17 protein-coding genes and 1 pseudogene are annotated in these 22,326 nt (G+C 67.1%); 9 read left to right on the top strand and 9 right to left on the bottom strand.

All coding sequences use genetic code 11. The features are described 5' to 3' along the window. Nucleotides 1–21: 21 nt before the first annotated feature. Nucleotides 22–759 carry an AMP-binding enzyme gene (locus JOF56_RS43930; RefSeq protein WP_209645484.1) on the top strand — a complete coding sequence of 246 codons (738 nt, stop codon included), beginning with the start codon at nt 22–24 and terminating at the stop codon, nt 757–759. Here the strand turns inward: JOF56_RS43930 and JOF56_RS43935 are convergent. Then, a complete protein-coding gene (locus JOF56_RS43935; RefSeq protein ID WP_307855525.1) occupies nt 695–2,488 on the bottom strand; it encodes a GNAT family N-acetyltransferase in 1,794 nt (597 codons plus the stop codon). The genes JOF56_RS43930 and JOF56_RS43935 overlap by 65 nt on opposite strands. A 437-nt stretch (nt 2,489–2,925) precedes the next feature. Here JOF56_RS43935 and JOF56_RS43940 point away from each other — a divergent pair, with 437 nt between their 5' ends. Further along, nucleotides 2,926–3,369, top strand: coding sequence for a hypothetical protein (locus JOF56_RS43940; RefSeq protein WP_209645485.1), 444 nt, complete (start codon nt 2,926–2,928; stop codon nt 3,367–3,369). Nucleotides 3,370–3,452: 83 nt separating this feature from the next. On the opposite strand, the gene JOF56_RS43945 is transcribed toward JOF56_RS43940, so the two are convergent. After that, nucleotides 3,453–4,322, bottom strand: coding sequence for a dienelactone hydrolase family protein (locus JOF56_RS43945; RefSeq protein WP_209645486.1), 870 nt, complete (start codon nt 4,320–4,322; stop codon nt 3,453–3,455). Between the two features lie 74 nt (nt 4,323–4,396). On the opposite strand from JOF56_RS43945, the gene JOF56_RS43950 reads away from it, so the two are divergent. Continuing rightward, nucleotides 4,397–5,380 (top strand): GlxA family transcriptional regulator, encoded by a 984-nt coding sequence (locus JOF56_RS43950; protein WP_209645487.1) that lies wholly within the window; start codon nt 4,397–4,399, stop codon nt 5,378–5,380. Between the two features lie 65 nt (nt 5,381–5,445). Here the strand turns inward: JOF56_RS43950 and JOF56_RS43955 are convergent. The 3 genes and pseudogenes from JOF56_RS43955 to JOF56_RS43965 form a co-directional block, all read right to left on the bottom strand. Then, nucleotides 5,446–5,679 (bottom strand): annotated as a pseudogene (locus JOF56_RS43955) (hypothetical protein); the annotation flags it as partial. 86 nt (nt 5,680–5,765) lie between these two features. Further along, the gene (locus JOF56_RS43960; protein WP_209649139.1) at nt 5,766–6,029 is read right to left on the bottom strand and encodes a hypothetical protein; all 264 of its coding nucleotides are present in this window, start codon (nt 6,027–6,029) and stop codon (nt 5,766–5,768) included. 84 nt (nt 6,030–6,113) lie between these two features. Next, on the bottom strand, nt 6,114–7,532 hold the full coding sequence (locus JOF56_RS43965) for an RICIN domain-containing protein (protein ID WP_307855526.1): 1,419 nt from the start codon (nt 7,530–7,532) through the stop codon (nt 6,114–6,116). A 92-nt stretch (nt 7,533–7,624) separates the two neighbouring features. Here JOF56_RS43965 and JOF56_RS43970 point away from each other — a divergent pair, with 92 nt between their 5' ends. From JOF56_RS43970 to JOF56_RS43980, 3 genes are all read left to right on the top strand, one after another. Next, nucleotides 7,625–7,780 carry a hypothetical protein gene (locus JOF56_RS43970; RefSeq protein WP_209645488.1) on the top strand — a complete coding sequence of 52 codons (156 nt, stop codon included), beginning with the start codon at nt 7,625–7,627 and terminating at the stop codon, nt 7,778–7,780. Nucleotides 7,781–8,046: 266 nt separating this feature from the next. Then, a complete protein-coding gene (locus JOF56_RS43975) occupies nt 8,047–9,153 on the top strand; it encodes a sporulation protein (RefSeq protein ID WP_209645489.1) in 1,107 nt (368 codons plus the stop codon). Between the two features lie 48 nt (nt 9,154–9,201). Beyond that, nucleotides 9,202–9,471, top strand: coding sequence for a GlsB/YeaQ/YmgE family stress response membrane protein (locus tag JOF56_RS43980; protein ID WP_209645490.1), 270 nt, complete (start codon nt 9,202–9,204; stop codon nt 9,469–9,471). 472 nt (nt 9,472–9,943) lie between these two features. On the opposite strand, the gene JOF56_RS43985 is transcribed toward JOF56_RS43980, so the two are convergent. Next, entirely contained in the window at nt 9,944–10,828 is an 885-nt protein-coding gene (locus JOF56_RS43985) for a DUF4394 domain-containing protein (protein ID WP_209645491.1), read from the bottom strand. A gap of 192 nt (nt 10,829–11,020) precedes the next feature. Here JOF56_RS43985 and JOF56_RS43990 point away from each other — a divergent pair, with 192 nt between their 5' ends. Together JOF56_RS43990 and JOF56_RS43995 are read left to right on the top strand one after the other, a co-directional pair. After that, complete coding sequence (locus JOF56_RS43990) at nt 11,021–13,990, top strand: AfsR/SARP family transcriptional regulator (RefSeq protein WP_245378644.1); 2,970 nt, start codon at nt 11,021–11,023, stop codon at nt 13,988–13,990. Beyond that, nucleotides 13,987–16,758, top strand: a complete 2,772-nt coding sequence (locus tag JOF56_RS43995) for an AfsR/SARP family transcriptional regulator (protein WP_209645492.1) — start codon at nt 13,987–13,989, stop codon at nt 16,756–16,758. Before JOF56_RS43990 ends, JOF56_RS43995 begins: the two co-directional genes overlap by 4 nt. A gap of 52 nt (nt 16,759–16,810) precedes the next feature. Here JOF56_RS43995 and JOF56_RS44000 read toward each other — a convergent pair whose 3' ends face one another. From JOF56_RS44000 to JOF56_RS44010, 3 genes are all read right to left on the bottom strand, one after another. After that, entirely contained in the window at nt 16,811–17,659 is an 849-nt protein-coding gene (locus JOF56_RS44000) for an aminotransferase class III-fold pyridoxal phosphate-dependent enzyme (protein WP_209645493.1), read from the bottom strand. A 50-nt stretch (nt 17,660–17,709) separates the two neighbouring features. Next, the gene (locus JOF56_RS58735) at nt 17,710–18,096 is read right to left on the bottom strand and encodes a DegT/DnrJ/EryC1/StrS family aminotransferase (RefSeq protein WP_307855527.1); all 387 of its coding nucleotides are present in this window, start codon (nt 18,094–18,096) and stop codon (nt 17,710–17,712) included. A 177-nt stretch (nt 18,097–18,273) separates the two neighbouring features. Next, nucleotides 18,274–19,065: a hypothetical protein gene (locus JOF56_RS44010; protein WP_209645495.1), complete on the bottom strand. Its 792-nt coding sequence runs from the start codon at nt 19,063–19,065 to the stop codon at nt 18,274–18,276. 291 nt (nt 19,066–19,356) lie between these two features. On the opposite strand from JOF56_RS44010, the gene JOF56_RS44015 reads away from it, so the two are divergent. Further along, nucleotides 19,357–22,287, top strand: a complete 2,931-nt coding sequence (locus JOF56_RS44015; RefSeq protein ID WP_245378645.1) for an AfsR/SARP family transcriptional regulator — start codon at nt 19,357–19,359, stop codon at nt 22,285–22,287. Nucleotides 22,288–22,326: the final 39 nt, after the last annotated feature.

The raw sequence follows: 22,326 nt of genomic DNA on the forward strand, positions 1-22,326 counted from the left end.
ATTGCGTGGGGGAGAACGGGTATGGCCTATGACGATGTCGAGGCGGAACTGCGCGCGCATCCCCAGGTAGAGCAGTGCGTGGTCACCAGGATCCAGACCGGGCCACGCAAGACCATGCTCGTGGCCTACGTCGTCACCACCGGCCGGGTCGAGCCGGCGGAGATTCGGGCGTTCCTGTCGGCCCGTCGCCTGCGATCCAACCAGATCCCCCGAGCCGTGATACCGGTGGATTCCCTGCCGCGCACGAGTTCCGGTGAGCTGGACCGCGACGCTCTCGCGCTCCCGGTGCTGCCCGGGCGAGTGGCGGGCGGTAAGGGGGCACTGTCGGATCTCGACGATGCGCCGCTCTGGACGATCATGCTGATCCTGGCGGCGATCATCGCTGTGGCGGCGTTTCTGACGACCGACGTGTTCTGGCCGGGCTCCACTGATCTGTCGGTGGTGCCCCAGCCGTGGGCCGCACTGTTCACCGGGCTCTACGCGGCCGAGTGCCTGGCCTTCGGCCTGGGGATCGGGTTCCTGTTCCTCGGCCGCAGACGGCTGGCCGGACTGGGACGACCGCCTTGGCTGACCACGCTCGCCCACCTGTCGATCGTCTGGCTGCTGGTCGCCTGGTGGCCGCAGGACAACTTCTACCGGCTCGCCGCCAAAACCGACTGGGACCGTCAGGCTGTCCTCGTATACGGGTTCAACATCACCCTGATGATCGCCGCGGCCGTGCTCGTCGTCTTCGCGATCCGCGAGCATCGCGTCGACTGACCCCCAGATCGTCGAACATCTCGCCCAGGGCCGCGTTCGCACCGCGGACGATGGCCTCCGCCTCCTCAATCGACTGCCTGGTCCGTGCCGCGATCGCGATACCCACGTAGGGAACGGGATCGAACGCGGCTGTCGGGATGGTGACCAGCAGAGTCGCTCCACGCACCCGGCACCGCTGTGCGGCGCGGGCGATGTGTTCACGCAGCGCCGCCGCTGGCAGCCGCGCACCCAGCGGCAGCCAGTCGAGCGTGCGGACAAAGTGCCGTCCTCCTCGCAGACGATCGAGCGCAGCCTGGATGTGAAACGCGACGGCCGGTCCGGTGAGCCGCAGGTTGATCTCAACGGGAGCCAGGTGGCCTGACCGGTCGGTCACGAAATCGACGTCATACCAACCCCGATAGCCGTCCTCGGCCAAGGCCCGGCCCACCGCGACCCCGAACCCGACGGCCGTGTCGACGACCGGATCGGGCAGAACACCGGGACCGACGGTGACCCCGCGATAGCTGGTCACCTCGACGTCCATCAGCCCGACGCCGACCGGATGAACCTCGCCATCGGCGTCGATGACCGCATCGAAGGTGGGATCGCGGTACGGACCCGATCCCTCCACGTACTCCTCCACCAGCACACCGCCCGGCCATCGCCGTGCCAGTGCCCACAGCCCTTCCCTCCCGGGAGACACGATCAGCGTGCCGGACCCACCGACGCCGTACTCCTTCTTCAGCACCACCCGGGCTCCTGCGGCCAGTTCCCGTGCCAGCGCGCGACGCGAACCGGCCAGCCGTTGTTCGGAGACGACGACTCCTGGGTGTTGCGACGCCAGCGCACGGAACAACGCGTGCGCATGCCTCTTCGACTCATACCGCCTGACCGCCGCCACCACACCATCCGGTGACGGGGCAATCGGGTCGAACGCCGTCGTCCGCCCCCACGGCAACACAGGCAACCCCCGCGAGGTGAGACGTTCCAACATGTCCGGCCGAGCCAGGATCGCCTCGGACACGCGGCCGTCACCGGCGATCCCACTGTGCACCTCCACTTCGCCCCAGCCGAGCACAGCACCGATATCCCGGACCCACCAATCCTCGACCCGCTGCGGAAGAACGATCATCGCAGGGCGTGGACCGCAGAACGCGGCCAGACAGGAATAGTGATCCGGCCCTTGCACACCACCGGCGAACTGGCCGTTGAATTCGGCGACGTTGCCGACATGGACTGTCGATCTTCCCGCGCTGAACGCCACCGACCAAGACGGCTCTGGCCGGACCGGCCACGCTACAAGCACAGGCAAGGCAGGACCTGGGCCCTGCTGGGCGTCGCCGCATTGCTGCGCGCCCATCGCCAGGTAGAACTGCTCGGCGTTGGGGTCGGATTCAATCGTCACCCGGGCAAACCCCAGCCGCCCTGCCTCGGCCATCACATGCCGATACAGCACGCGCCCGACGCCGCCGCCGATCGCGTCCGGCTCCACGAACAGCAGGCCGAGCTCACCGTCCGGCGGGGCACCCTCCAAAGTGGCCACACCCAGGACCACACCATCCCGTTCGGCCACCACCGTGCGCCGTTCGACCACGTCAGCACACCGAAGCCGGAGAGACTCCCGGCAGCCGGCCAGAAACTCCTCGTCATAGCCCCAGTACGCCTTGGAACGCATTACCAGCCCGCTCAACGCCTCGGCTTCGTCCGGCCGCGCCGCCCTCACCTTCACCGCTCCGATCAAGCCGCTCACGCCAGGATGCTCCCACAGCGAGCAGGACAACCGCGGCCCCATTGGCCACGAGCCCTCGACGGGGAAGACGCCTTGCACCTCGGATGCGCTGAGGAGTACTCCACGGTGTTGCCGGCGCGGCAGGTGGCGGCATGCGTACGGCCAGTTCTGCTGTTGCATCACCTCATCGACAGCGTGGCAAACCAGAAACGATCTGGCGGCTCAGGTCGGCGTTCTCGCGCCAGGGCACGAGTAGTTCGGCGCCCTTGCTGATGTCACGGCGTAGCAACATGGTTGGAACGGACAGCAGTAACCCTCTCAAGGCTGTCCGGGTGAATCCCTTCTCCTGCAAGGGGAAGAGGGCGACCGACAGGCTTGTTCGTCCGTTCGGTAGATGTGGCATGGTCTGGCATGTGATGTGCTGAGGTCTCCGGCTTCGTTGTGCGGGAAGGGGAACCGTGAAGCACAAGGTGCTCGGTGCGCTTCTCTCGGTCGTGGTGGCGTTGGGAGTCATCATGACCACCTCTGGCGTATCCCTGGCAAATGCGGCCACAGCTGAGATGGCCGTTCCCAGCGATCCGACACCGGAGGAGCAGGAAGCGCTGAGATCGGTGGCAGCGGCGATCTGGACTCCAGAGCTGGCCGCCGGCTGGAATATGAACAATGATGTCGCAGACGTTCTTTCCCGCGCCACCCAAGCCATCCTGAGGTGCTCAGAAGCATTCGCGTTGGTGCCGAAACCGCCTGGATTCATCCCTGGTTTGTCATATCTGGTCAAGTACGCGCGCAACCTCGTGGACTACTTCTCAGCCGTCAGAGGCAACCGGACATACCGCGCGTGCGTAGTGACGACTGCCTTGAACTACCGCACCGAAATCGAGTTGGCGTCGGAAGGAATCTGACCCCATCACGCGTGTTCGCCGGAGCCTTATGTAACGTCAGGTCGCATGCGAATCACTCAGTGAAGGCAAGTCGGCATGTTCGGTCAGTCAATTCCCGTCGCCTCGGCAACAAGAGCATTCGCCGGAATGGAATCGTCGTGGCCGAGCCGTTCGGCAAGGAAGGCCAGGATCTCGTCTCTGGCGCGCAGTGTGGGGTGTCCCTGCTGGTCGACGAGGTGGGCTGTGACGACGCTGTGGGGGCAGCCGACGACATCACGGAAGAATGGGGGTGGCTCGGGGTTGGCCGTCTCGCCCGGGATGACGCGTCCGTCGAACGCGTCGCCTAGGAGCGCCTGATAGGCGGCGAACCGTTGGCCGGTGCACCACCGGTCGTTGTCGAAACGGTAGGCGAGCACCTTCAGGCCATCACGCTCGATGCGCTCGCGCACCATCGCGGCGTCCTCGTCGCTGACCTCCAGTCCGGCGGGGTCGTCCAGCGGCAGCGAGGGGTGGTTGACCACAGGCGCGATGACGGCCGGTTCGAGTGTCATGGTGAGCGCGAAGTTGCCGGTGAAGCACAGCCCGATCGCTCCCACACCAGGCCCGCTGCACTCGGTCAGCGCCGTCCTGGCCAACCCCCGAAGCCAGGCCGTGATCGGGCTTGTGCCGCCACCGGCGAACGCACGGAACTCGGCGCTGACGCACGCACGGCGGACGACCTTCTCCCCTTCGGCGGTGGTGGGCAAGACGCCGTCGACACCGAACAGCGACGGAAGGTAGACCGTGAATCCCGCGTCTCGAATCCAGCGCGCCAAGCGGACGACGTCCGGGCTGATGCCGGGCATCTCCGGCATTAGCACGACAGCCGGCCCGGACCCGTCGACGTAGACGGTCTTGCTGACACCCCCAGTGTCGACAAGCCGCGTCGAGAAGTCCGCGAGAGCGTCGTCCGCGTGCGGTTCAGTAATCGCCATAGCGGCATCGTCGGGCTGAAGTGTCCGGTCCGGCCAGTGGCGAGATCGCCACAAGTCCAGGTAATCTCGCCAGCATGGTGGCCCCGCTTCGCGTCGGTGTGCTCGCCTATCCAGGATGCTTCGCCTCGGAGATCTTCGGGGTTCCCGACCTGCTCACGATGGCCTCGCACATTGCCGCGACCAGGGATCCGCTGTACGACGTGTCGATCCTGTCGCCGCGGCGGCGCGTGGTCGCCTCCGGCGGCGCGGCGATCACGGTCGTGCCGGTACGGCAGGTCGATGTCCTCGTCGTACCCGGGTTCGAGCTGTACCCCGGACTCGACCTGGACGCGACACTCACGTCGCTCAGCCCGGAGATCGACACCATCAGATCCAGCTCGCAATTGGGAGTCGCGCTGGTGTCGATCTGTGTCGGCGCGTTCCTGCTGGCAGATGCCGGCCTGCTCGACGGGCGAGAGTCGACGACCTCGTGGCTGTTCGCCGGCCGGCTGGCAGACCGTTGCCCGGGCACCGACGTCAGACCGGAGAAACTTGTGGTCACCGACAGCGGGGTGACCACAACAGGCGCGTTCAGCGCAATGTACGACTTCACCCTCGGCCTCATCCGCGAGCACAACGGCAGCCGCGTCGCCCGCGCCACCGCGCGTGTCGCGCTCGTCGACGATGCGCGGCCCAGCCAGGCTCCGTACGTCGACACGGAACTGTTGCCGGCCACAGGCAGCCAGTTCTCGCAAGGCGTCAAACGCTGGCTGGACCAGAACATGCGCGAGCGCTACGACCTCGGGCTGCTCTCCGCGACGTTCCACGTCAGCACACGAACCCTCCTGCGGCGGTTTCGCGCCGAGACCGGCCAGACCCCGCTCGGATACCTGCAGGCGGAACGGGTGCGCAGGGCGAAACACCTGCTCGAGACCACTGAGCGGACAGTCGCCGGCATCGCCGCCGATGTCGGCTATCGCGACCCCGGGGCGTTCAGCACCATCTTCACCCGCCTGGCCGGGCACCGGCCACGGGACTACCGCACGACGTTCAGGGCACACGCCGAACCCATCTCCTGACGAACCGAACCACAACGTCCGCCTATCGGCACGACCGTACGTCCACTTTCGAGGACCCGGTTTGGTCAGCCGCGGTAGTAGTCGCCGAGGGCGGTGAAGGCGGCCTTGGGTTCCCACGGCATGTCCGGGTAGGTGTCGCCGCTGCGGCCTTCGAGAACCTTGACGATGCCGAGACTGGCCAGGTCGAGGTCGCGGCGGGAGTCGTGAGGGCGGTGCGGGTAGTTGTAGAGCGCGAAGAGATACACGAAGGCGCTGTCAACGCCTTCGGCGTCAAAGATCTCCAGTAACTCGCGCAGGTAGCATGGAAAACATGCGCGTGCGCACGTTTGCGTACGCGCATGTTTTCCGAGGATACCGTGGATCGCGACGACCCGACGGACGGGGCTTATTTCCCGTTGGACGTTGCGGTGACCAGTGGCAGCGAGACCGAGGTGCCGGCCAGGTCGATGGTGACCTTGGCTCCGATGCCGGGTTCGTCGTCGTTGGTTCCGGTCAGGATCAGACCCAGCCGGTGCCCCGCTTTGAACTCGTAGTCCTGCGGCAGCATCGACCACTTCACCCACGGCTTGGTCGGCGTCTCAGGCCACTCGCTTGGCGGCATGGTCACCCACGGCCCGCTGACCTCCTGGCCCGACAGACACCGCCGCACGGACCGCCTCCCGGCCGACGCGTCCGGCTCCAAGACCAAGTGGGAAGCCCAGTTGGGTCAACACACTCGCGGTGTCCGCAGCGATCAGCTCGCCCGCCGGGTCCACTGTTGGTTCGTCCCGCCGTTGCAGGTGTACTGCTTGATCGTGGCTCCGTCCGAAGTAGACGCACTGGTGACATCGAGGCACTTGCCGCTGTGCCGGGCGACGATACGATGATATCCGCCACCCGCGTCCTGCAGTTGCCACTGCTGATTCGCCCCGCCACCGCAGGTCCGCTGCGCGACCACCGCGCCGTCCGAAGTAGACGATGCGGTCACGTCGAGGCATTTGCCACTGTGCCGGGCAATGAGACGGTAGTAGCCGTTGCCCGCGTCCTGGAGTTGCCACTGTTGGTTGAAGCCGTTGTTGCAGGCATACTGCGTCAACGCGACACCGTCGGCCGTGGACGAACTGGAGATGTCGGCGCATTTGGCGCTGTGTCGTGCCACGAAGGTCTCGTACACGCTGCCACTGCCGGCACCCGCCACCACGCCGGTGCTCGTGTCGATACTCACCTGCGGCGACCAGTTCATCGACATGGTGGTCGCGGTCGGGAAAAGGAGCGGCAGCCACACGTACTGCGACTCGTTCACCGGACGGTTCCAAGCCCCGGCCCACCGGTCACCGAGGTAGAGGTACGACGTCGTCTGGGAGCCCTGGACAGCCACCACATACGCTGTCTGCGAGCCGTAGGCGGTGGAGTTGCCGACATTGCCCAGCGAACTCCAGGTTCCCGCGACGCTGCTCGCCGTTGCGTACTTCTGCTGGTTCGGCGACCAGGAGGTGGCCCCCGAGGTCAGCAGGAAATAGGTCCCGCCGCGCTTGAACATCGCGGGAGCCTCCCGTGACGATCCTGGCCACAGGACATGAACCAGGCTCGCCACCCCGAGATAGTCGTTGGTGAGCCGGTAGACATGCAGGTCGGCGTTCTCGCGTGCGGCCGAGATCATGTAGCCCGTGCCGTCGTCGTCCCGGAACGCCGTGATGTCTCTGGACATGTGTCCCAGCGGCCGGAAGCTGCCCCGCCAGGTGTAGTTTCCGTCCACTGTGGCCGATGTGGCCACGGCCGCCCTGGCCTCGCTGTAGTCGCGGCCGTTCTCCTTGTGCATCCACATCACGAACTGGCCGGTCGAACTGTTGTAGACCACCTTGGGACGCTCGATGTTGGCAAGGTTCAGCTCGGCATGCGAGGCCTGGGTCAGCACGTTGTTGCGGAACTCCCAGGTCCGCAGGTCGGTCGAGCGATAGACCGATACAGCACGAAAAGTGTTGTCCGGGTTGCGGTTCTCACCGAACCAGTAGTAGTAGGCACCGACCTTGAGCATGCCGCCGCCGTGCGCGTGCACGACGGCACCAGAGGTATCGGTGAACTGCACACCATTGGACACTGTCACCGGCGCCGCCTGAGCGGGCACCGATGCGATCACGCTGAGGACGGCGAACACCGACATGAGTGTTGACACCGTGCCACTTCTTCGTGGCATCACGACTCTCCAGGTGCAGGGATGTGTCCGGAAAGCGATTTCCACATGATGCTAGGAGGGGCCACACGGGGGTGTCAACGTCGATGATCGTGGGCGTCAGCACCGTGCTGGCGTTCTCATCCGGAGTGCCTTGGCAGGTCGCGGTGTTCTGCTTCGCGGCCATCACCATTCTGCTCGTCACCGTGACCTGTGTCCTGGGCAAACTCCGCGCAGAGTCCTTCGTGTAACCACGTTTCCGCACGTCACGCGGACCGACAGGTGTTCCGCCGACCGGCGGGGTCGAAACCAGCCGGGTAGCGGGTCCTTCCGGACTCCCGGCAGCTGTGAAGACCGGGCCGGAACCGCAAGACTCGTGTCATGGCGATCAGGGAACACACCGCAGTGCAACGAGAGTCATCGGCTCGACCGACGACTGTCGTTGGCGCGCATGAAGTTCCTTGGGCGTGCCGGAACGGACCTGATTCCACACCGTCCCCCAGAAGGAGACAGTCCAATGTTCAAGCGGATGCTGAATGCCTTCGGCATCGGCGGCCCGTCCGTCGACACCGTCCTCGACTCGCCACACGCCGTACCTGGCCAGGCGATCACCGGCCAGGTACGCATCCAGGGCGGCAGCGCGGACGCCGAGATCGGCCAGATCGTGCTGTCGCTCGTCACCCAGGTCGAGGTCGAGCACGCCGGCGGCTTCGGGTTCGACGACGATAACGACCAGCGCGGCAGCGCCTCGGAGTTCTACCGGATGGTCGTGCAGCAGGGCGTGCGAGTGCCCGCGGGCCAACTGGTCACGATCCCGTTCCAGCTGCAGATCCCATGGGAGACCCCGATCACCGCGGTCGGCGGCTCACCGCTGCCGAGGATGAGCGTCGGCGTGCGGACCGAACTCCTGATCGCCGGCGCCCCCGACAAGGGCGACCTCGACCCGCTGATCGTCAGCCCGCTGCCCTCGCAGAACAAGGTGCTGGACGCGTTCGGGCAGCTCGGGTTCTCCTTCCGCAGCACTGACGTCGAAACCGGCCGTCTCCCCGGCGTGCCACAGGAGCTCGGCTTCTACCAGGAGCTCGAGTTCTTCCCGCCCGCCCAGTTCGTGGGCCGGATGAACCAGGTCGAGCTGACGTTCGTGGCGAACCCGCACGAGCTGTACGTCGTGCTCGATGCCGACAAGCACAGCGGCGCGTTCTCCTCCGGCGGCGACACGTCCGGCTGGCACCGCGTGTCCCACCAGGAAGCGTTGGGCACCGACTGGACAGCGGCGATCAGCGGCTGGCTCACACAGGCCGCCGAGCGCGGTCACGCGAACCCGGCCTTCGGTGGGCAACCCGGCGGCCACAACCCGGCCTTCGGTGGGCAACCCGGCGGCCACAACCCGGCCTTCGGTGGGCAACCCGGCGGCCACAACCCGGCGTTCGGCGGCCAGCCCGGCTACGACCGTCACGGCCACGACCGCCATGACGACGACCGCTACGACCAGCGCGGTCAGCAGCGCGGAGCCGGCAGGGGCGGCATGCTCGCGGCCGGTGCTGCCGGCGTCGCCGGTGGCGTGCTCGGCGGCATGGCTCTCGGTGGGATCGCCGACGAGTTCTTCGGTGACGACGAGGGCTGACGCACCTGACCACGACCACCCGGCCGAACAGATCACCTGAGGAACCACATGGCCATTTCCGGAATCTTCAGCGCACTCATCATCGGTTTGCTCATCGGCACGCTGGGCAGGCTGGTCGTGCCAGGCAAACAACGCATCCCGATCTGGCTGACCATCCTGGTCGGCATCGCCGCCGCGCTGATCGGCACGTTCGCCGCCAACGTACTCGGCGTGGGTGACACCCGCGGCATCGACTGGATCGAGCTGATCATCCAGATCGCCCTCGCCGCCGTCGGAGTCAGTCTGACGGCCCGGGTGTACGGCCGCAGGCACCTCTAGCCGCGCGGCAGGCATAGCCCCGTTCGTCCAACGACGCCCCAACGCAGACGGCCGCACGAGCAGCCACCAGCGTTGGGGTGTCGTGCTTTCCGACACGTCCACAGAGGATCTCCCGCACGACTGCAGCCAGTCGGCGGGGTGACCTCCAGCCGACTGGAGGCCGGTTCCGGACGCTTGGCAGATGGTCGCAGTGAGGTGCGCGTCGCGACGCTTGTCGCATGGCACTCGCAGAACAGGACTTGCGTGCCAGCCAGTTGGCGGGCGTGACGCCACGGCAACTGTTGAGCCATACCGCCGGCCTGGTGTCCAACCATGAACCGCCGAACCGCGAATCGCCGTCAGTACGCCTTTCACTTCACTCGCGAAGTGAAAGGCGTACTGTCGCCCCCTCGGTTCGGTGTCGCCAAGGGTCGATGGGCGAGCCTGTCCCTGGTCGGGGGGGCTTACAGGGACAGGCCCAGTCGGTGTGGTGTCAGTTGTCGAGTGCCACCGCGATGTCCTGGACCGGCACGCCAGGCAACGGGAAGTCGCCCACCTTGGTCAAGGTTCCGGTCAGGATGTCGTTGAAGGTGTAGAGCGACCCAAAGGTGCTGCCGGTCATGACGCCCACGACGAACCCTGTGTTCGTCACTGTCTTGCCGCTGGTCAGGTCACTGTAGATGTCGAAGCCCGCGTCGATGTCGAAGGGGACGCCGAGTTTCCCGGCGACGGTCAGCAACCCGTCGTTGGGGGGCAACTGGATGACCTCCTGGTCGTTGTTCGTGTCGATGTCGAACAAGAAGGTCCCGGTGTCGCCGCTCAGATCGTTGTTCGTGTACGCGGCTGCCGTCACCCCGTGCGCCGTCGATCCGCTGTAGTTCAGGAGCTTGTCCTGGACCGTGACGCCGCCGACGACATCATGGCGAAGGTTCTGACCGGTGTCACTGATGATCCGCAGGCGATCGGCGGCCGGGTTGAAGTCGACCCCGAACTTGTTGCCCTGCAAGGGGTACTGCAGCTGCGACACCTTCGTCAGCGTCGGCGGAGCAGGGTCGTTGGGGCCGGTCGGGAGTTTGACCGTGTAGATGCCGCCGGCGTTGCCGACCGCGTAGAGTTTCCCGTCCTGCACCCTCATGTCGATACCGGCCGCAGACGTGTCGTTGCCGGTGAAACCGGCGATCTGCCTGACCCAGTCGAGTTGTCCTGGCGTGCTGGTCTTGAACGCGCACATGACAGTGCCGTTGGACAGGATTCCGAAGGCCTGCAGGCTGGGCACGGAAGCGGCGGTGCTACTGGCGGGCAGCCCGACGAGGACTGTCCCTGCGGCCACTGCCGCGACAGCAACGGCGGCGAGCCGCTTCTTGAACCGTGAGCCCATGTGAGTTCTCCCCTTTCGTAAGGCACTACGGGAATGAAGTTATCTCCTCCGAATGGCGGCAATTACACGCGGCTGAACATCGCAACACCGGCCCGTGGCAATTTCGAAAATCGACGTGCCAGGCCGATTTCCTCTTGCCACGGCAACGGCGTTCTCATACCGTCGCCAACACAGATTGGCCATTGCCACTGGATGAGATCTGAACGGCGACTGGACGCGGTGGAGGTGTGGTGCGTGCGGGTCCAGGTGCTGGGGCCGGTCCGAGCGTGGCGTGACGACGGTGATCAGGTCGATCTCGGACCGGTGGGCCAGCGTGCGGTGCTGGGACTGCTCGCCCTCAACGGCGAACAGGGCATGTCACGCGCCGACTTGATCGACGCGGTCTGGGGTCAGCGACCGCCGACGACAGCCGTCAACATCCTGCAAACCAGGGTGAAGCATCTACGGCGATTGCTGGAACCGGACCGTACTCCGAGAGCCGGTAGCGGTGTTCTGCCGCGTGTCGGCGACGGTTACGCCTTACGGATCACCACTGATCTCGCGCGGTTCCGCGCGCTGACAACAGAATCCGCCGCGGCCGACGAGCCTTGGGGTGCCGCGCAGATGCTCAAGGAAGCGCTCGAGCTGTGGCACGGGCCACCGCTCGCGGACATCCCGGCGCTCACCGAGCACCCGGGAGTCCTTGCGGTGGCCAAGGAACGACAAGCGGCGATCGCGCGTTACGGCGATATGATGATCTCGTTGGGCGCGGCCGCCGAGGCCTTGCCCGTCCTGGAGGAGGCCGCAGCCGAACAACAACTGGACGAGACCGCACAGGCCCGGCTGATACGCGCATACCAAGCCGCCGGACGGCGCGCCCAGGCATTCACGGCGTTCCACGCGATCCGCAGGCGGCTGGCCGACGAACTCGGTGTCACCCCCGGCCCCGATCTGATCAAGGCCCACGAAGACGTGTTGCGCGACGAGCCGAACGACATCCCCGTGACCGTTGAGCGTTCGGTGCCGGGTCAGCTTCCCGCCGACGTGCCCGGGTTCACCGGACGCGGCGCCGAACTGTCCGCAATGGACAGTTACCTCGCCGGGTCGGCCAGCATGCCGATCTGTTTGGTCTCCGGGACCGCGGGAGTCGGCAAGACCGCGCTCGCGGTCCGCTTCGCCCATCGGATCCGCGACCGGTATCCCGACGGCCAGCTGTACATCGACCTGCAGGGCTACTCCCCCGGCCGGCCGGTGTCCGCGCAGGACGCGCTCGGCCGGTTCCTCACCGCGCTGGGCGTGCAAGGCGCGGACGTCCCACTGGAAGTGGCCGATCGTGCCGCGCGGCTTCGTACTGAGCTGACCGGACGCCGAGTGCTTGTCGTGCTGGACAACGCCGGATCAGTCGACCAGATCCGCCCGTTGCTGCCCGGCACGGCGTCGTGCGCGGTCATCGTGACCAGTCGCGACAGCCTGGCAGGGCTGGTCGCGCTGCACGGCGCACATCGGCTTGACCTCGACCTGCTGCCCGCGGCCGATGCCCAGCAGTTGCTGCGGACGCTGATCGGTGTGGACGACGAAGCGATCGCCGTGCTCGCCGAGCAGTGCGCGAGGTTGCCGCTGACGCTGCGGATCGCCGCCGAGCTGGCCATCAGCAGCGCCAGGCCGCTGTCGGACCTGGTCGGGGAACTGGCCGACCAGCAGCGGCGTCTGGAGATCCTGGACGCGGGCGGGGACGACCGGGCGGCGGTCCGCGCGGTCTTCTCCCAGTCGTACGAATATCTGCCCAGAGACGCGGCACGTGCGTTCCGGTTGGCAGGGATGCATCCCGGCAGGTATGTCGATCGATATGTCCTCGCAGCTCTGGCCGATACCGGATTGGACGACGCGAGCCGGATACTGGACCGCTTGGCCAGAGCTCATCTGACACAGCCCGACGGATCGATGCACGACCTGTTGACGGCCTATGCCGTCCAACTGGCGGATCAGGAGGACACCGCCGCGGAGCGGGACGCGGCCATGGTCCGGGCTTTCGACTACTACGTCGCCACGGCCATGACCGCGATACATGTGCTGCACCCGAAACACCAGGACGATCCCGGGACCGGCAGCCGTCCGCTGCAGGACGCCGAGGCGGCACGGGAATGGCTGGACACCGAGTTGCCCACGCTGATCGCGCTGTCGGGGTACGGCTGGCCTTCCTACACAAGGACGCTGGCCGCAGTACTCCATCCATACCTCGACGGCGGCCGATACGCCGAAGCGCTTGTCATCCACGGCCACGCACTCGATGCCGCGGACAATCCGACCGATCGCGCGCACGCGTTGACCAACCTCGGCACGGTCCTGTGGCGGGCAGGCCGCTATTCCGATTCCGACGATCACCTGACACGAGCGCTTGCGCTGTACCGGCAACAGCAAGAGCTCAGCGGTGAGGCCCGCGTGCTGACGAACCTGGGGATCGTCGAGGAACGGCTCAGCCACTACGCCCAGGCTGAGGACCACCAACGCCAGGCACTGGCCATATACCAGCGGATCGGTGATCACGTCGGAGAGGTGCGCACGCACGTCAGTCTGGGGATCATCGACGAGCGGCAAGGCAAGTTCCCGTCCGCGGCCGGGCATCTCAGCGCCGCCCTGGAGCTGTGCCGCAGGATCGGTTTCCCGTCCGGCGAGGCGTACGCCGTGCTGAACCTCGGTTACGTGGACAAGAGGCGAGAGCACTATCCGGCCGCCGGCCGGCATTTCAGCCAGGCCATGGACCTGTTCAAAGAGTTGGGCGAGCCTCGCGGGGAGGCGTACGCCCTGACCAACCTGGGCGAGCTGGACATGTGGAGCGGGCACAACCAGTCGGCCATCAACCGGCATCTGGCCGCCATCGCACTGTTCCGGGAAGTCGGTGAGCAGCGTGGGCTCGCCATCGCGCTGAACGGGCTCGGCGAAGCCTTGTCCGCGGCCGGTCGCGTGACCGACGCACGCGACCGTCATGTCACCGCGCTCGAACTGGCAGTCGAGACCGGGGACGAGGACGACGAAGCACGCGCCTACAACGGTTTGGCTCGTACCTTCCAGCTGTCCGGTGACGTCGCACTGGCCCGCCGGCACTGGGAGGTCGCACTCGAGATCTACACCAGGCTGGACGATCCGCAGGCCGGGAATGTGCGAGCAGAGCTGGACAGGCTGTGAGTGATCACGCCGGGACCGCGAACACCGGGATCCGGATTCAAGTCCTCGGCCCGCTGCGGGTCTGGCGGGACGGTACCGCACTCGATCTCGGCTCGGCCGGCGTTCGTGCCTTACTGGGCCTGCTCGCGCTCAACGGCGGGCAGCCCACGTCCCGTGCGGACATCGTCGAGGCGTTATGGCGCAATCAGCCTCCGTCGAGCGCGTCGAACGTGATCCAGACGTACATCCGGAGCCTGCGCCAGGTGCTCGAACCGGGCAGGAGGGCCTACAGCCACAGTTCCTACCTGCCCAGGATCGGCGACGGGTACGCGCTGCGGGCGTCTGACATCGATGTCGTGCGGTTCAAGCAGTTGCTCACCGAGGCGCGCTCCGACACCGCGAGACTGGGTGCGGCACTGAGGTTGTGGCACGGTCAGCCGCTTGCCGATGTGCCCGCGCTGGCAGGGCACAAGAAGGTCCTGGCGTTGGTCGAACAGCGCCGGGCCGCGCTGGCCCGCTACGGCGAGGAGATGATCACGGCGGGCACTGCGGGTGAGGTCATCGCATCGCTTGAGGAGGCATCCGCCGACCAGCCGCTCGACGAAGCCGCGCTCGGCCGGCTGATCCGGGCGTACCAGTCCATCGGCCGCCGGGCGGCCGCCTTCAACACATATCACGCGGCACGTCGCCGGCTCGCCGACGAACTCGGCGTCGATCCAGGGCCGGAACTGACCTCTGCCTATACCTCATTGCTCACCGACGAGACATCGGCCCGTCCCGCGCCCGCCCAGTTGCCCGCGGATGTCCGTGGATTCACCGGCAGGACGGCCGAACTGGCCGATCTGGACGCGGCGCTTGCCCGGGATGGCGGTGACGGCCTGCTGTGTGTCATATCCGGCAGCGCGGGCGTCGGCAAGACGGCGCTGGCCATCCGATTCGGGCACCAAGCCAGGCACCACTTCCCCGGCGGGCAGCTGTACATCGATCTTCGCGGCTTCGACGCCGAACAACCACTGCCCGCGGGTGACGTGCTGGTCCGGCTCCTGGGAGCCCTCGGGGTGACCGGCCGGGACGTTCCGGCCGACGTGGCCGGCCGGGCGCGGCGGCTGCGGGAAGAGATCGCGGGCAAACGCGTGCTTCTGGTGCTGGACAACGCGAACTCGGCAGACCAGGTTCAGCCGGTGCTGCCCTGCCCGCCGTCATGCACCGTTGTGGTGACCAGTCGTGACCTGCTGCCCGGACTCGTCGCGCAGCACCGCGCCGAACTCGGCGTGCTCTCCCCACGCGACGCACTCACCCTGCTCAGCGACATGATCGGTGCACGGGCGAACGATGAGCCCGAAGCCGCGCAAGCACTTGTTGAACAATGTGCCCGGCTGCCGTTGGCGCTGCGGGTGGCCGCGGAACTCGTCGTCTCGAGAGGGGCGACTCCTCTGTCCACTTTGGTCAGCGAACTGGCTGACCGCGGCAGGAGACTGATGCTGCTCGACGGCGGCGGAGACGAACGCGCCGCGGTCCGCGAGGTGTTCTCCTGGTCATACCGGCACCTCGACGAGGATGCCGCTCGCGCGTTCCGGTTGCTGGGCCTGCATCCCGGCCTCGACATCGACACCACCGCGGCTGCGGCCCTGTTCGCGACGGAAGTGTCGAAGGCGGCCCTGCTGCTCGAAGTGCTCGGCCGTGCTCACCTGGTCCACGTGACGAAGCCAGGCCGGCTGGGCATGCACGATCTGCTTCGCGCGTTCGCCGCCGATCTCGCCAAAGACGACCACGAGGCAACCGAGCGCCTGTTCGACCACTACGTCGAAACAGCCGCCAAGATGGCCAACTCCCTTGACAGCCCGGCGAGCCGATCATGGCTGGACGAGGAACTGCCGAATCTCACAGCGATCTGCGCGCAGATGCCGCCAGCGCACACAGTACGACTCGCAACCGCGCTCTACCGCTACCTCGACGGAGGCAGACACGCGGAGGCCCTCACTATTCACTCCTACGCCGAACAGGCAGCGCTACAGTTGAACAGCCTTTCCGCACAAGCCCACGCCGTGACCAACCTGGGCTCCGTCCATTGGCAGTTGGGCCATCACGAGCAGGCTGCCGAGCACTACCGCCGCGCACTCGCGCTGTCCATGGCAGCATCCGACCACGCAGGCGCGGCCAGAGCACTGACCCGGCTGGGGAATGTCGAGGAGCAGACCGGGCAGTACGAACAAGCCTCCGCCCACCACGCACAAGCGTTGGCGCATGCCCGTTCGGCCAACCACCTGATCGGGGAAGCACGAGCACTGACCAACCTCGGCATTCTCAATGAACGCCTTGGCGAACTCGGCTCAGCCGCGGCTCTGCACGAACAGGCCCTCGACCTCTTCCTGCACCTGGGCGACTGGGTGGGAGAAGCCGTGGCACGGACCAGACTCGGCATCATCGCCATGCGCTCGGCCGCCTACGACCGGGCGATGCGCGAGCACGAACGTGCACTGACCATTTCCCGAGATCTGGGTCACCTGCGTGGCGAGGCACATTCACTGATCAACATCGGCGACCTGCTCCGAGCTCAAGGCCGGTACCCCGAGGCCGCGACGCACTACTCCGACGCACTCGCACTCTGCGAACTGGCAGGCCACGAATACGGCCGCGCCACAGCACTCAACGGCCTCGGCGACGCGCTCGGCAGTATGGGAGTGCTCACCGAGGCACGCCACCACCACGCCGCCGCATTGGCCATCGCCGTCAAGATCGGAGACCTCGACGAGCAGAGCCGGGCCTACACCGGCCTGGGCCGCGGATGACCTCCTGTCACGACTCGGCCTCGGTCGCCACCGGCCGGGCGCGGACAGCCTGTCAGGTTGCGACGTCGACGCGCTTCACCGTAGCGTGCGAAGCGTAACTGCCGGGTGTGTGGTGCGCGGCGAGCGGCAGCCCGGTCCGGCCGAGTCCGGTGAGGACCTCGTCGTGGATCACCAAGACCCCGTACTCAGCACAGATCTCTCGCACGACACGCGGATATCCCGCAGGCGGAACGTAACCGCCCCCAGTTGTGCCGTTGACGGTTTCGATGAGCACCGCCGCGACGGTCTCCGGACCTGCTTGCTCAATGGCCGCGCGGACACCTTGCGCGCATTCAGCCTGGCAGGTCTCATATGGACAGTCCAGGTGCTGGCCGGGGTAGGGCGCGTCGAACGCCGGTTGGAGTCCGAAGCTGTCGTCCGGGTGCGGGCGCCTTCGCCGGTGCCCGGACAGGGCGAGCATGAAAGCGCTGTTGCCATGGTAGCCAAGAGAAGCAGTCAGCACCTTGCGCCTGCCGTCCGCACCGCGGGACCGGTGCGCCAGGCGAGCCGGCGCGATGGCACCCTCCACACCGGACGTCCCGCTGGAGGTGAACATCACCCGGTCCTCCGGACGGTGCACGGCGAGTGCGACCTGTCCGGCGAGCTCGTCCATCAGGGTGCCCGACAGGGCGCCGGGACTGGCGAAGGTGCCGCGGCGGACCTGATCGCTCATCGCCGCGGCGACGGCCGGATGGGCGTGGCCGATGTTCACGTTGATCATGCCGCTGGCCGCGTCGAGGTACCGCTTCGCACCGTCGTACACCCACGATCCCCGGGCGTGGGTCCAGGGGATCGGCGGCAGTTGGAGCTTGGCGGCCAGCAGCCGTCGTGTGGCGTCTGTCAAGGCTGTCGTTTCCTTCATGCCGAACGCTCCCGGCACGGCTGCTTCCACGGCATGCAAGCCGTTCCTCCTCAGTGGACGGTCGCGGCGGGCCGGGCGCCGGTGAACTCGGTGATGGAGTCGACCATGTAGGCGATCATCTCCTCGGTCAGGCCCGGGTAGACGCCGATCCAGAAGGTGTCGTCGGTGACGATGTCGCTGTTGGTCAGGTCTCCGTGCACGCGGTAGCGCACGTCTTGGTACGCGGGGTGGCGCGTGAGGTTTCCGCCGAAGAACCGCCGGGTCGCGATCCGCCGTCCCTCCAGGAAGGCGACCAGCTCCTGCCTGGTGAAGCCGGCCGTGGGCAGGACGGTGATCACGAAGCCGAACCAGCTCGGGCCCGAGCCCGGTGTCGGTTCGGGCAGCAGCAGTCCGGGCAGGCCGTCCAGTCCGGCGCGCAGGAGTTGCGCGGGTCGCACTGCACGGTCGGCGCGAGCTCGATGATGTCGAGGTGGTTTGCAACTCGCCGATCGGTCTCGTCGCCGCCCCGACCTGATCAGAGCACAGGGTCCGTGAGCTCCCCACTCACCAGAAGCGCACGCACCGGCTGATGCGTGAACGCGGCGAAAACCTGTCACATGTGAATTCGGATGTTTTCACCAACGGGGTTCTTCTGTCAGCAGACCGGCGACGAGCTTCAACACATCGGTGTCGCGCAGCAGATGCTCACGGTCGACATCCAACGACACGCTGTTGGCCGGATCCATCGCCGGCTCATGGTCCCTTGAGGACAGAAACAGTGGAGTTCCGGCACGCAGGTCGAGCCCGCCCTGGCCGGCCAGGAGCAGGTAGGTCAGGTAGCTTGCGAACCCGGCCGTGAGCTCGCGGCGGAAGAACTCGCCGAGCGACAGTCGGCCGGCCACGCCCGCCATCAGCCGGTCGTACCGGTCGGTCAACCCTGCGGCGAGGCACGGCAGATCGTCCGGGTGGTCGCCAAGCAGCCCGTCCGACCAGTGCCGGGCATCGTCCAGTTCGCCTGCTGCCAGGTGTGCCGAGGAGGATTCGACCGCGGAGACGAACTGGTCGCACAGCGTGGCACCGGTCACCGCCACCGCGTCGAGGAGCACGACCACGGGCGGCTGGACGGGTACTGCGACACAGATCGCGTCCGCGACACGTGTCGCCAGCGCGGCTCCGGCACAGTATCCAAGTACCGCACGCACGGGGCGGCCGGTTCCCAGCGCCTCCCGCACCCACTCGTCGGCTTGGGCGTCCAATCGCGGATCCCCACCGGAAAATGACTGTCCGATGTGGAGGAAACAGAGCTCCGCCGGGATCCCCGCGGCCAGCTCGGCGAAGCCGGCAGCGGCGCGCCCACCCAGGAAATCCAGGCACAGGACGAGATCGGGTCCCCGATCGCAGAGCAATTGCCACTTGGTCGACTCCACCGCCTGACCTCCCTCGTGTCGCCGTGGTCAAGGCAAACCGCAACGGGTATCGGTCGGATATCGCGTGGCGATCGGTGCTTCGGCCAGGGGCGATCGCGGCGGTGACATCTGTTAGCGCCCCTGTGCACACTTGGACGGGGCGGCTGCGGGATTCCACTTCGGTAACGTGATCGGAGACGATGGTTGTGGACCGGATGCCCGACACGAGGGTTGGCACTCATGGGCACAGACGGCTTACCTCCGGCGCACCGTGCTGACGTTCGATTCGCGATCCTGGGACCACTCGAGGTCATGATCGCCAATGCGTCCGTTCCCGTTCCGCCGGGCCGGCAGCAGGCAATCCTCGGCGCCTTGCTGCTCGACGCCAACAGAGTCGTCAGCGGCGACTGGCTGATCGAAGCGATCTGGGACGGAGACCCGCCGTCGACCGCGCGCAGCCAGGTTCAGAACTGTGTTTCGGCGTTGCGCCAGATATTTCGGCGCTTGGGCGAACCCAGCCCGATCGTGACCAGTCCTCCCGGCTATCGGATGCGCGTACCCGACCATCTGCTCGACGTGGGCGTGTTCGGCCAGTTGACCGCCCGAGCGGCGACAGCCGAACGTGCCGGGCGGCTGGAGGAAGCGGTCGACTTGCTGCGCGAGGCGTTGGCCCTGTGGCGAGGGCCGGTCCTCGGTGGTGAGGTCAGCAGGCCGTTACGCGCCAGAGCCGCCCGGCTCGACGAGGAACGCCTTGGCGTGCTGGAGGAGCGCATCGATCTCGACCTGCGCCTCGGCCGGCATCGCAGGCTCGTCGGGGAGATCAGCGGCCTCGTCGAGGAGTACCCGCTGCGCGAACGCCTTCGCGGCCTGCTCATGCTGGCGCTCTACCGGTGCGGCCGTCCTGCCGAGGCCCTCGCTGTCTATCGCGCCGGGCGTGTGGTCAAGGTCGCCAACGTGGGGCTGGAGCCCGGCAAGGAGCTCAAACGCCTGCACGCGGCCATTTTGGCCGAGGACGACGCGCTGCTGTCCGGCCACCCCGGGCCAGGCGGCGCCGATCCGAAGTCGATCTCGGTACCGCACCAGCTGCCGTCCGGCATCGCGGACTTCGTCGACCGGGAGTCGCTGATCGAGCAGGCCGAGTCGGTGTTGTCCGGCGAGAACGAACGGGCACCGGGGTTGCGAATCCTTGTCATCACGGGAAAGGCCGGAGTCGGCAAGAGCACCCTGGCCGTTCATGTCGCGCATCGCATGCACGCTGACCATTTCGCCGACGGCCAGCTCTACTGCAACGTCGCCGGAATGGGTGCGGCACCTGCCACGCCCGCCGATGTGCTCGGCCGTTTCCTGCGGGCGCTCGGTGTGCCCGGCGCGGGTATCCCCGACGACCTCAACGAACGCACCGAGATGTACCGCACTCTGCTCGGCGGCCGGCGCATGCTGATCGTGCTGGACGACGTGACCTCGGAGACCCAGATCGTTCCGCTGTTGCCCGGCAGCGACCGGTGCGCGGTGATCGTGACCAGCCGGGCGCGGCTGACCGGGGTTCCCGGAGCCAGGCTGCTGAAAGTCGACACGTTGTCGACCGCGCAGGCTGTGCGCCTCATCGGCAACGTGATCGGGTTCGACCGGGTTCGCGAGGAGGCCGGCGCGGCGGACGCACTGGTGCGGTTGGTCGGCGGGCTGCCGCTCGCCGTGCGAATCCTCGCCGTCCGTCTGGCCGCTCGCCCGCACTGGTCGCTGGCCACCATGCTCAAGCGTCTCGCCGACGATCGGCATCGCCTCGACGAGCTGTCGTACGGGGACATGGGAGTACGCGCCAGCCTGCGGCTCACCTACGATGCACTGCCCCCTCATGCCGCCCGGTTGTTCCGGCTGCTCGGACTCGTCGCCGTGGAAAGCCTGCCGATGTGGGTCGTCGCGGCGCTGCTCGACGACGACACCGCCCGGTCGGCCGACGCACTCGAACTGCTCGTCGACTCACAACTGGTCGACGTCGTGGTCACCCCGCACAGCCGCCCCCGCTTCGTGTTCCACGACATCATTCGGCTGTTCGCCAGAGAGCTCCTCGCCGACGATCAGCAGGAGCGGGCCGCGACCACCGCGCTGGAGCGGGTTCTCGGCGGTTGGCTGGCCCAGGTCCAGTGGGCGCACCGCAAGATCTACGGCGGCGACTTCACCGTCCTGCGCGGATCCGCGCCTCGCTTGTGGCTCAACGGCGGGCATATGGACGGCGTCGTGGCGGATCCGCTGAACTGGCTGGAAACCGAGCGGCAGAACCTCTGTCTCGCGGTCGGGCAGGCGGCCGACTACGGCTTGTCAGAGCTGAGCTGGGAACTCGCGGTGAGCCTGGTGACCCTGTTCGAGGCACACAGCTATTTCGACGACTGGCAGCAGACCCACTTACGTGCGCTCAGCGCGGTCCAGGAGGCCGGCAACCGGCGTGGGGAGGCTGCGTTGCTGTGCTCGCTCGGCTCGCTTCACCTGAGCCGCAACCGGCTCGGGTCGGCTCGGTCGGTGCTGTCGAGGGCGCAGGAACTGTTCGAAGAACTCGGCGACATCCACGGGCTGGCAATGACCCTGCGCAATCTCTCGCTGCTCTACTACGTGGAAGGAGACACGGCCCGGTCGGCCCGTGCGTGTCGCCAGGCCCTCGACGGCTTCCGGCAGAAGGGCGATCTCGTCGGTCACGCACACGTGCTGGGCCAGGTGGCCCGGATCGACCTGGATGCCGGCCGCTACGAGTCGGCCGTCGACCGGCTCAACACGGCCCTGGCCATCTGCCGGGAGGTCAACGTGCCCCGGGTCGAGGCCCAGACCCGCCACCGGCTCGGCGAGGTGCTGTTCCGCCAGCGGCGTTACGACCAGGCCAAGCTGGTCATGGGTGAAGTACTCGCCGTCGTGCGAAGCGACAACGACCTGGTCGGTGAAGGGTACGCGCTGCACACACTGGGCCTCATCTGCGCTGAGACGGGTGACAATGCCGAAAGTGAGCGGCTGCTGCGCGCCGCGATCGACATCCGGGAACGGATCATGGACTTCGTCGGAGCGGCCCGGGTGAGCCTGGATCTGGCCGCGCTGCTCGACGAATGGGACGCGTCCGGCGAGGCGATCACGCTGGCCGAGCGGGCGGTGCGCACCTTCGCCGACCGCAAGGTGCCCGTGTGGGAGGACAACGCCCGGGACCTGCTCGGCACGCTCCTCGGCGCACGGCGATCCCTCGGTCGCCGGGCATCAGGTCTCTGAAGGGGGCCGCCCACAACGTGTCCATGGGGTGTCGGCTAA

This window comes from Kibdelosporangium banguiense, assembly GCF_017876405.1.
Classification (GTDB): Bacteria; Actinomycetota; Actinomycetes; order Mycobacteriales; family Pseudonocardiaceae; genus Kibdelosporangium; species Kibdelosporangium banguiense.

Excerpts from the sequence above, each read along its gene's own strand:
- JOF56_RS43930 (WP_209645484.1), top strand. The coding sequence starts at position 22 with ATGGCCTATGACGATGTCGAGGCGGAACTGCGCGCGCATCCCCAGGTA.
- JOF56_RS43945 (WP_209645486.1), bottom strand. The coding sequence starts at position 4,322 with ATGGCGATTACTGAACCGCACGCGGACGACGCTCTCGCGGACTTCTCG.
- JOF56_RS43950 (WP_209645487.1), top strand. The coding sequence starts at position 4,397 with ATGGTGGCCCCGCTTCGCGTCGGTGTGCTCGCCTATCCAGGATGCTTC.
- JOF56_RS43975 (WP_209645489.1), top strand. The coding sequence starts at position 8,047 with ATGTTCAAGCGGATGCTGAATGCCTTCGGCATCGGCGGCCCGTCCGTC.
- JOF56_RS43980 (WP_209645490.1), top strand. The coding sequence starts at position 9,202 with ATGGCCATTTCCGGAATCTTCAGCGCACTCATCATCGGTTTGCTCATC.
- JOF56_RS43985 (WP_209645491.1), bottom strand. The coding sequence starts at position 10,828 with ATGGGCTCACGGTTCAAGAAGCGGCTCGCCGCCGTTGCTGTCGCGGCA.
- JOF56_RS43990 (WP_245378644.1), top strand. The coding sequence starts at position 11,021 with ATGAGATCTGAACGGCGACTGGACGCGGTGGAGGTGTGGTGCGTGCGG.
- JOF56_RS44000 (WP_209645493.1), bottom strand. The coding sequence starts at position 17,659 with ATGAAGGAAACGACAGCCTTGACAGACGCCACACGACGGCTGCTGGCC.
- JOF56_RS44015 (WP_245378645.1), top strand. The coding sequence starts at position 19,357 with ATGATCGCCAATGCGTCCGTTCCCGTTCCGCCGGGCCGGCAGCAGGCA.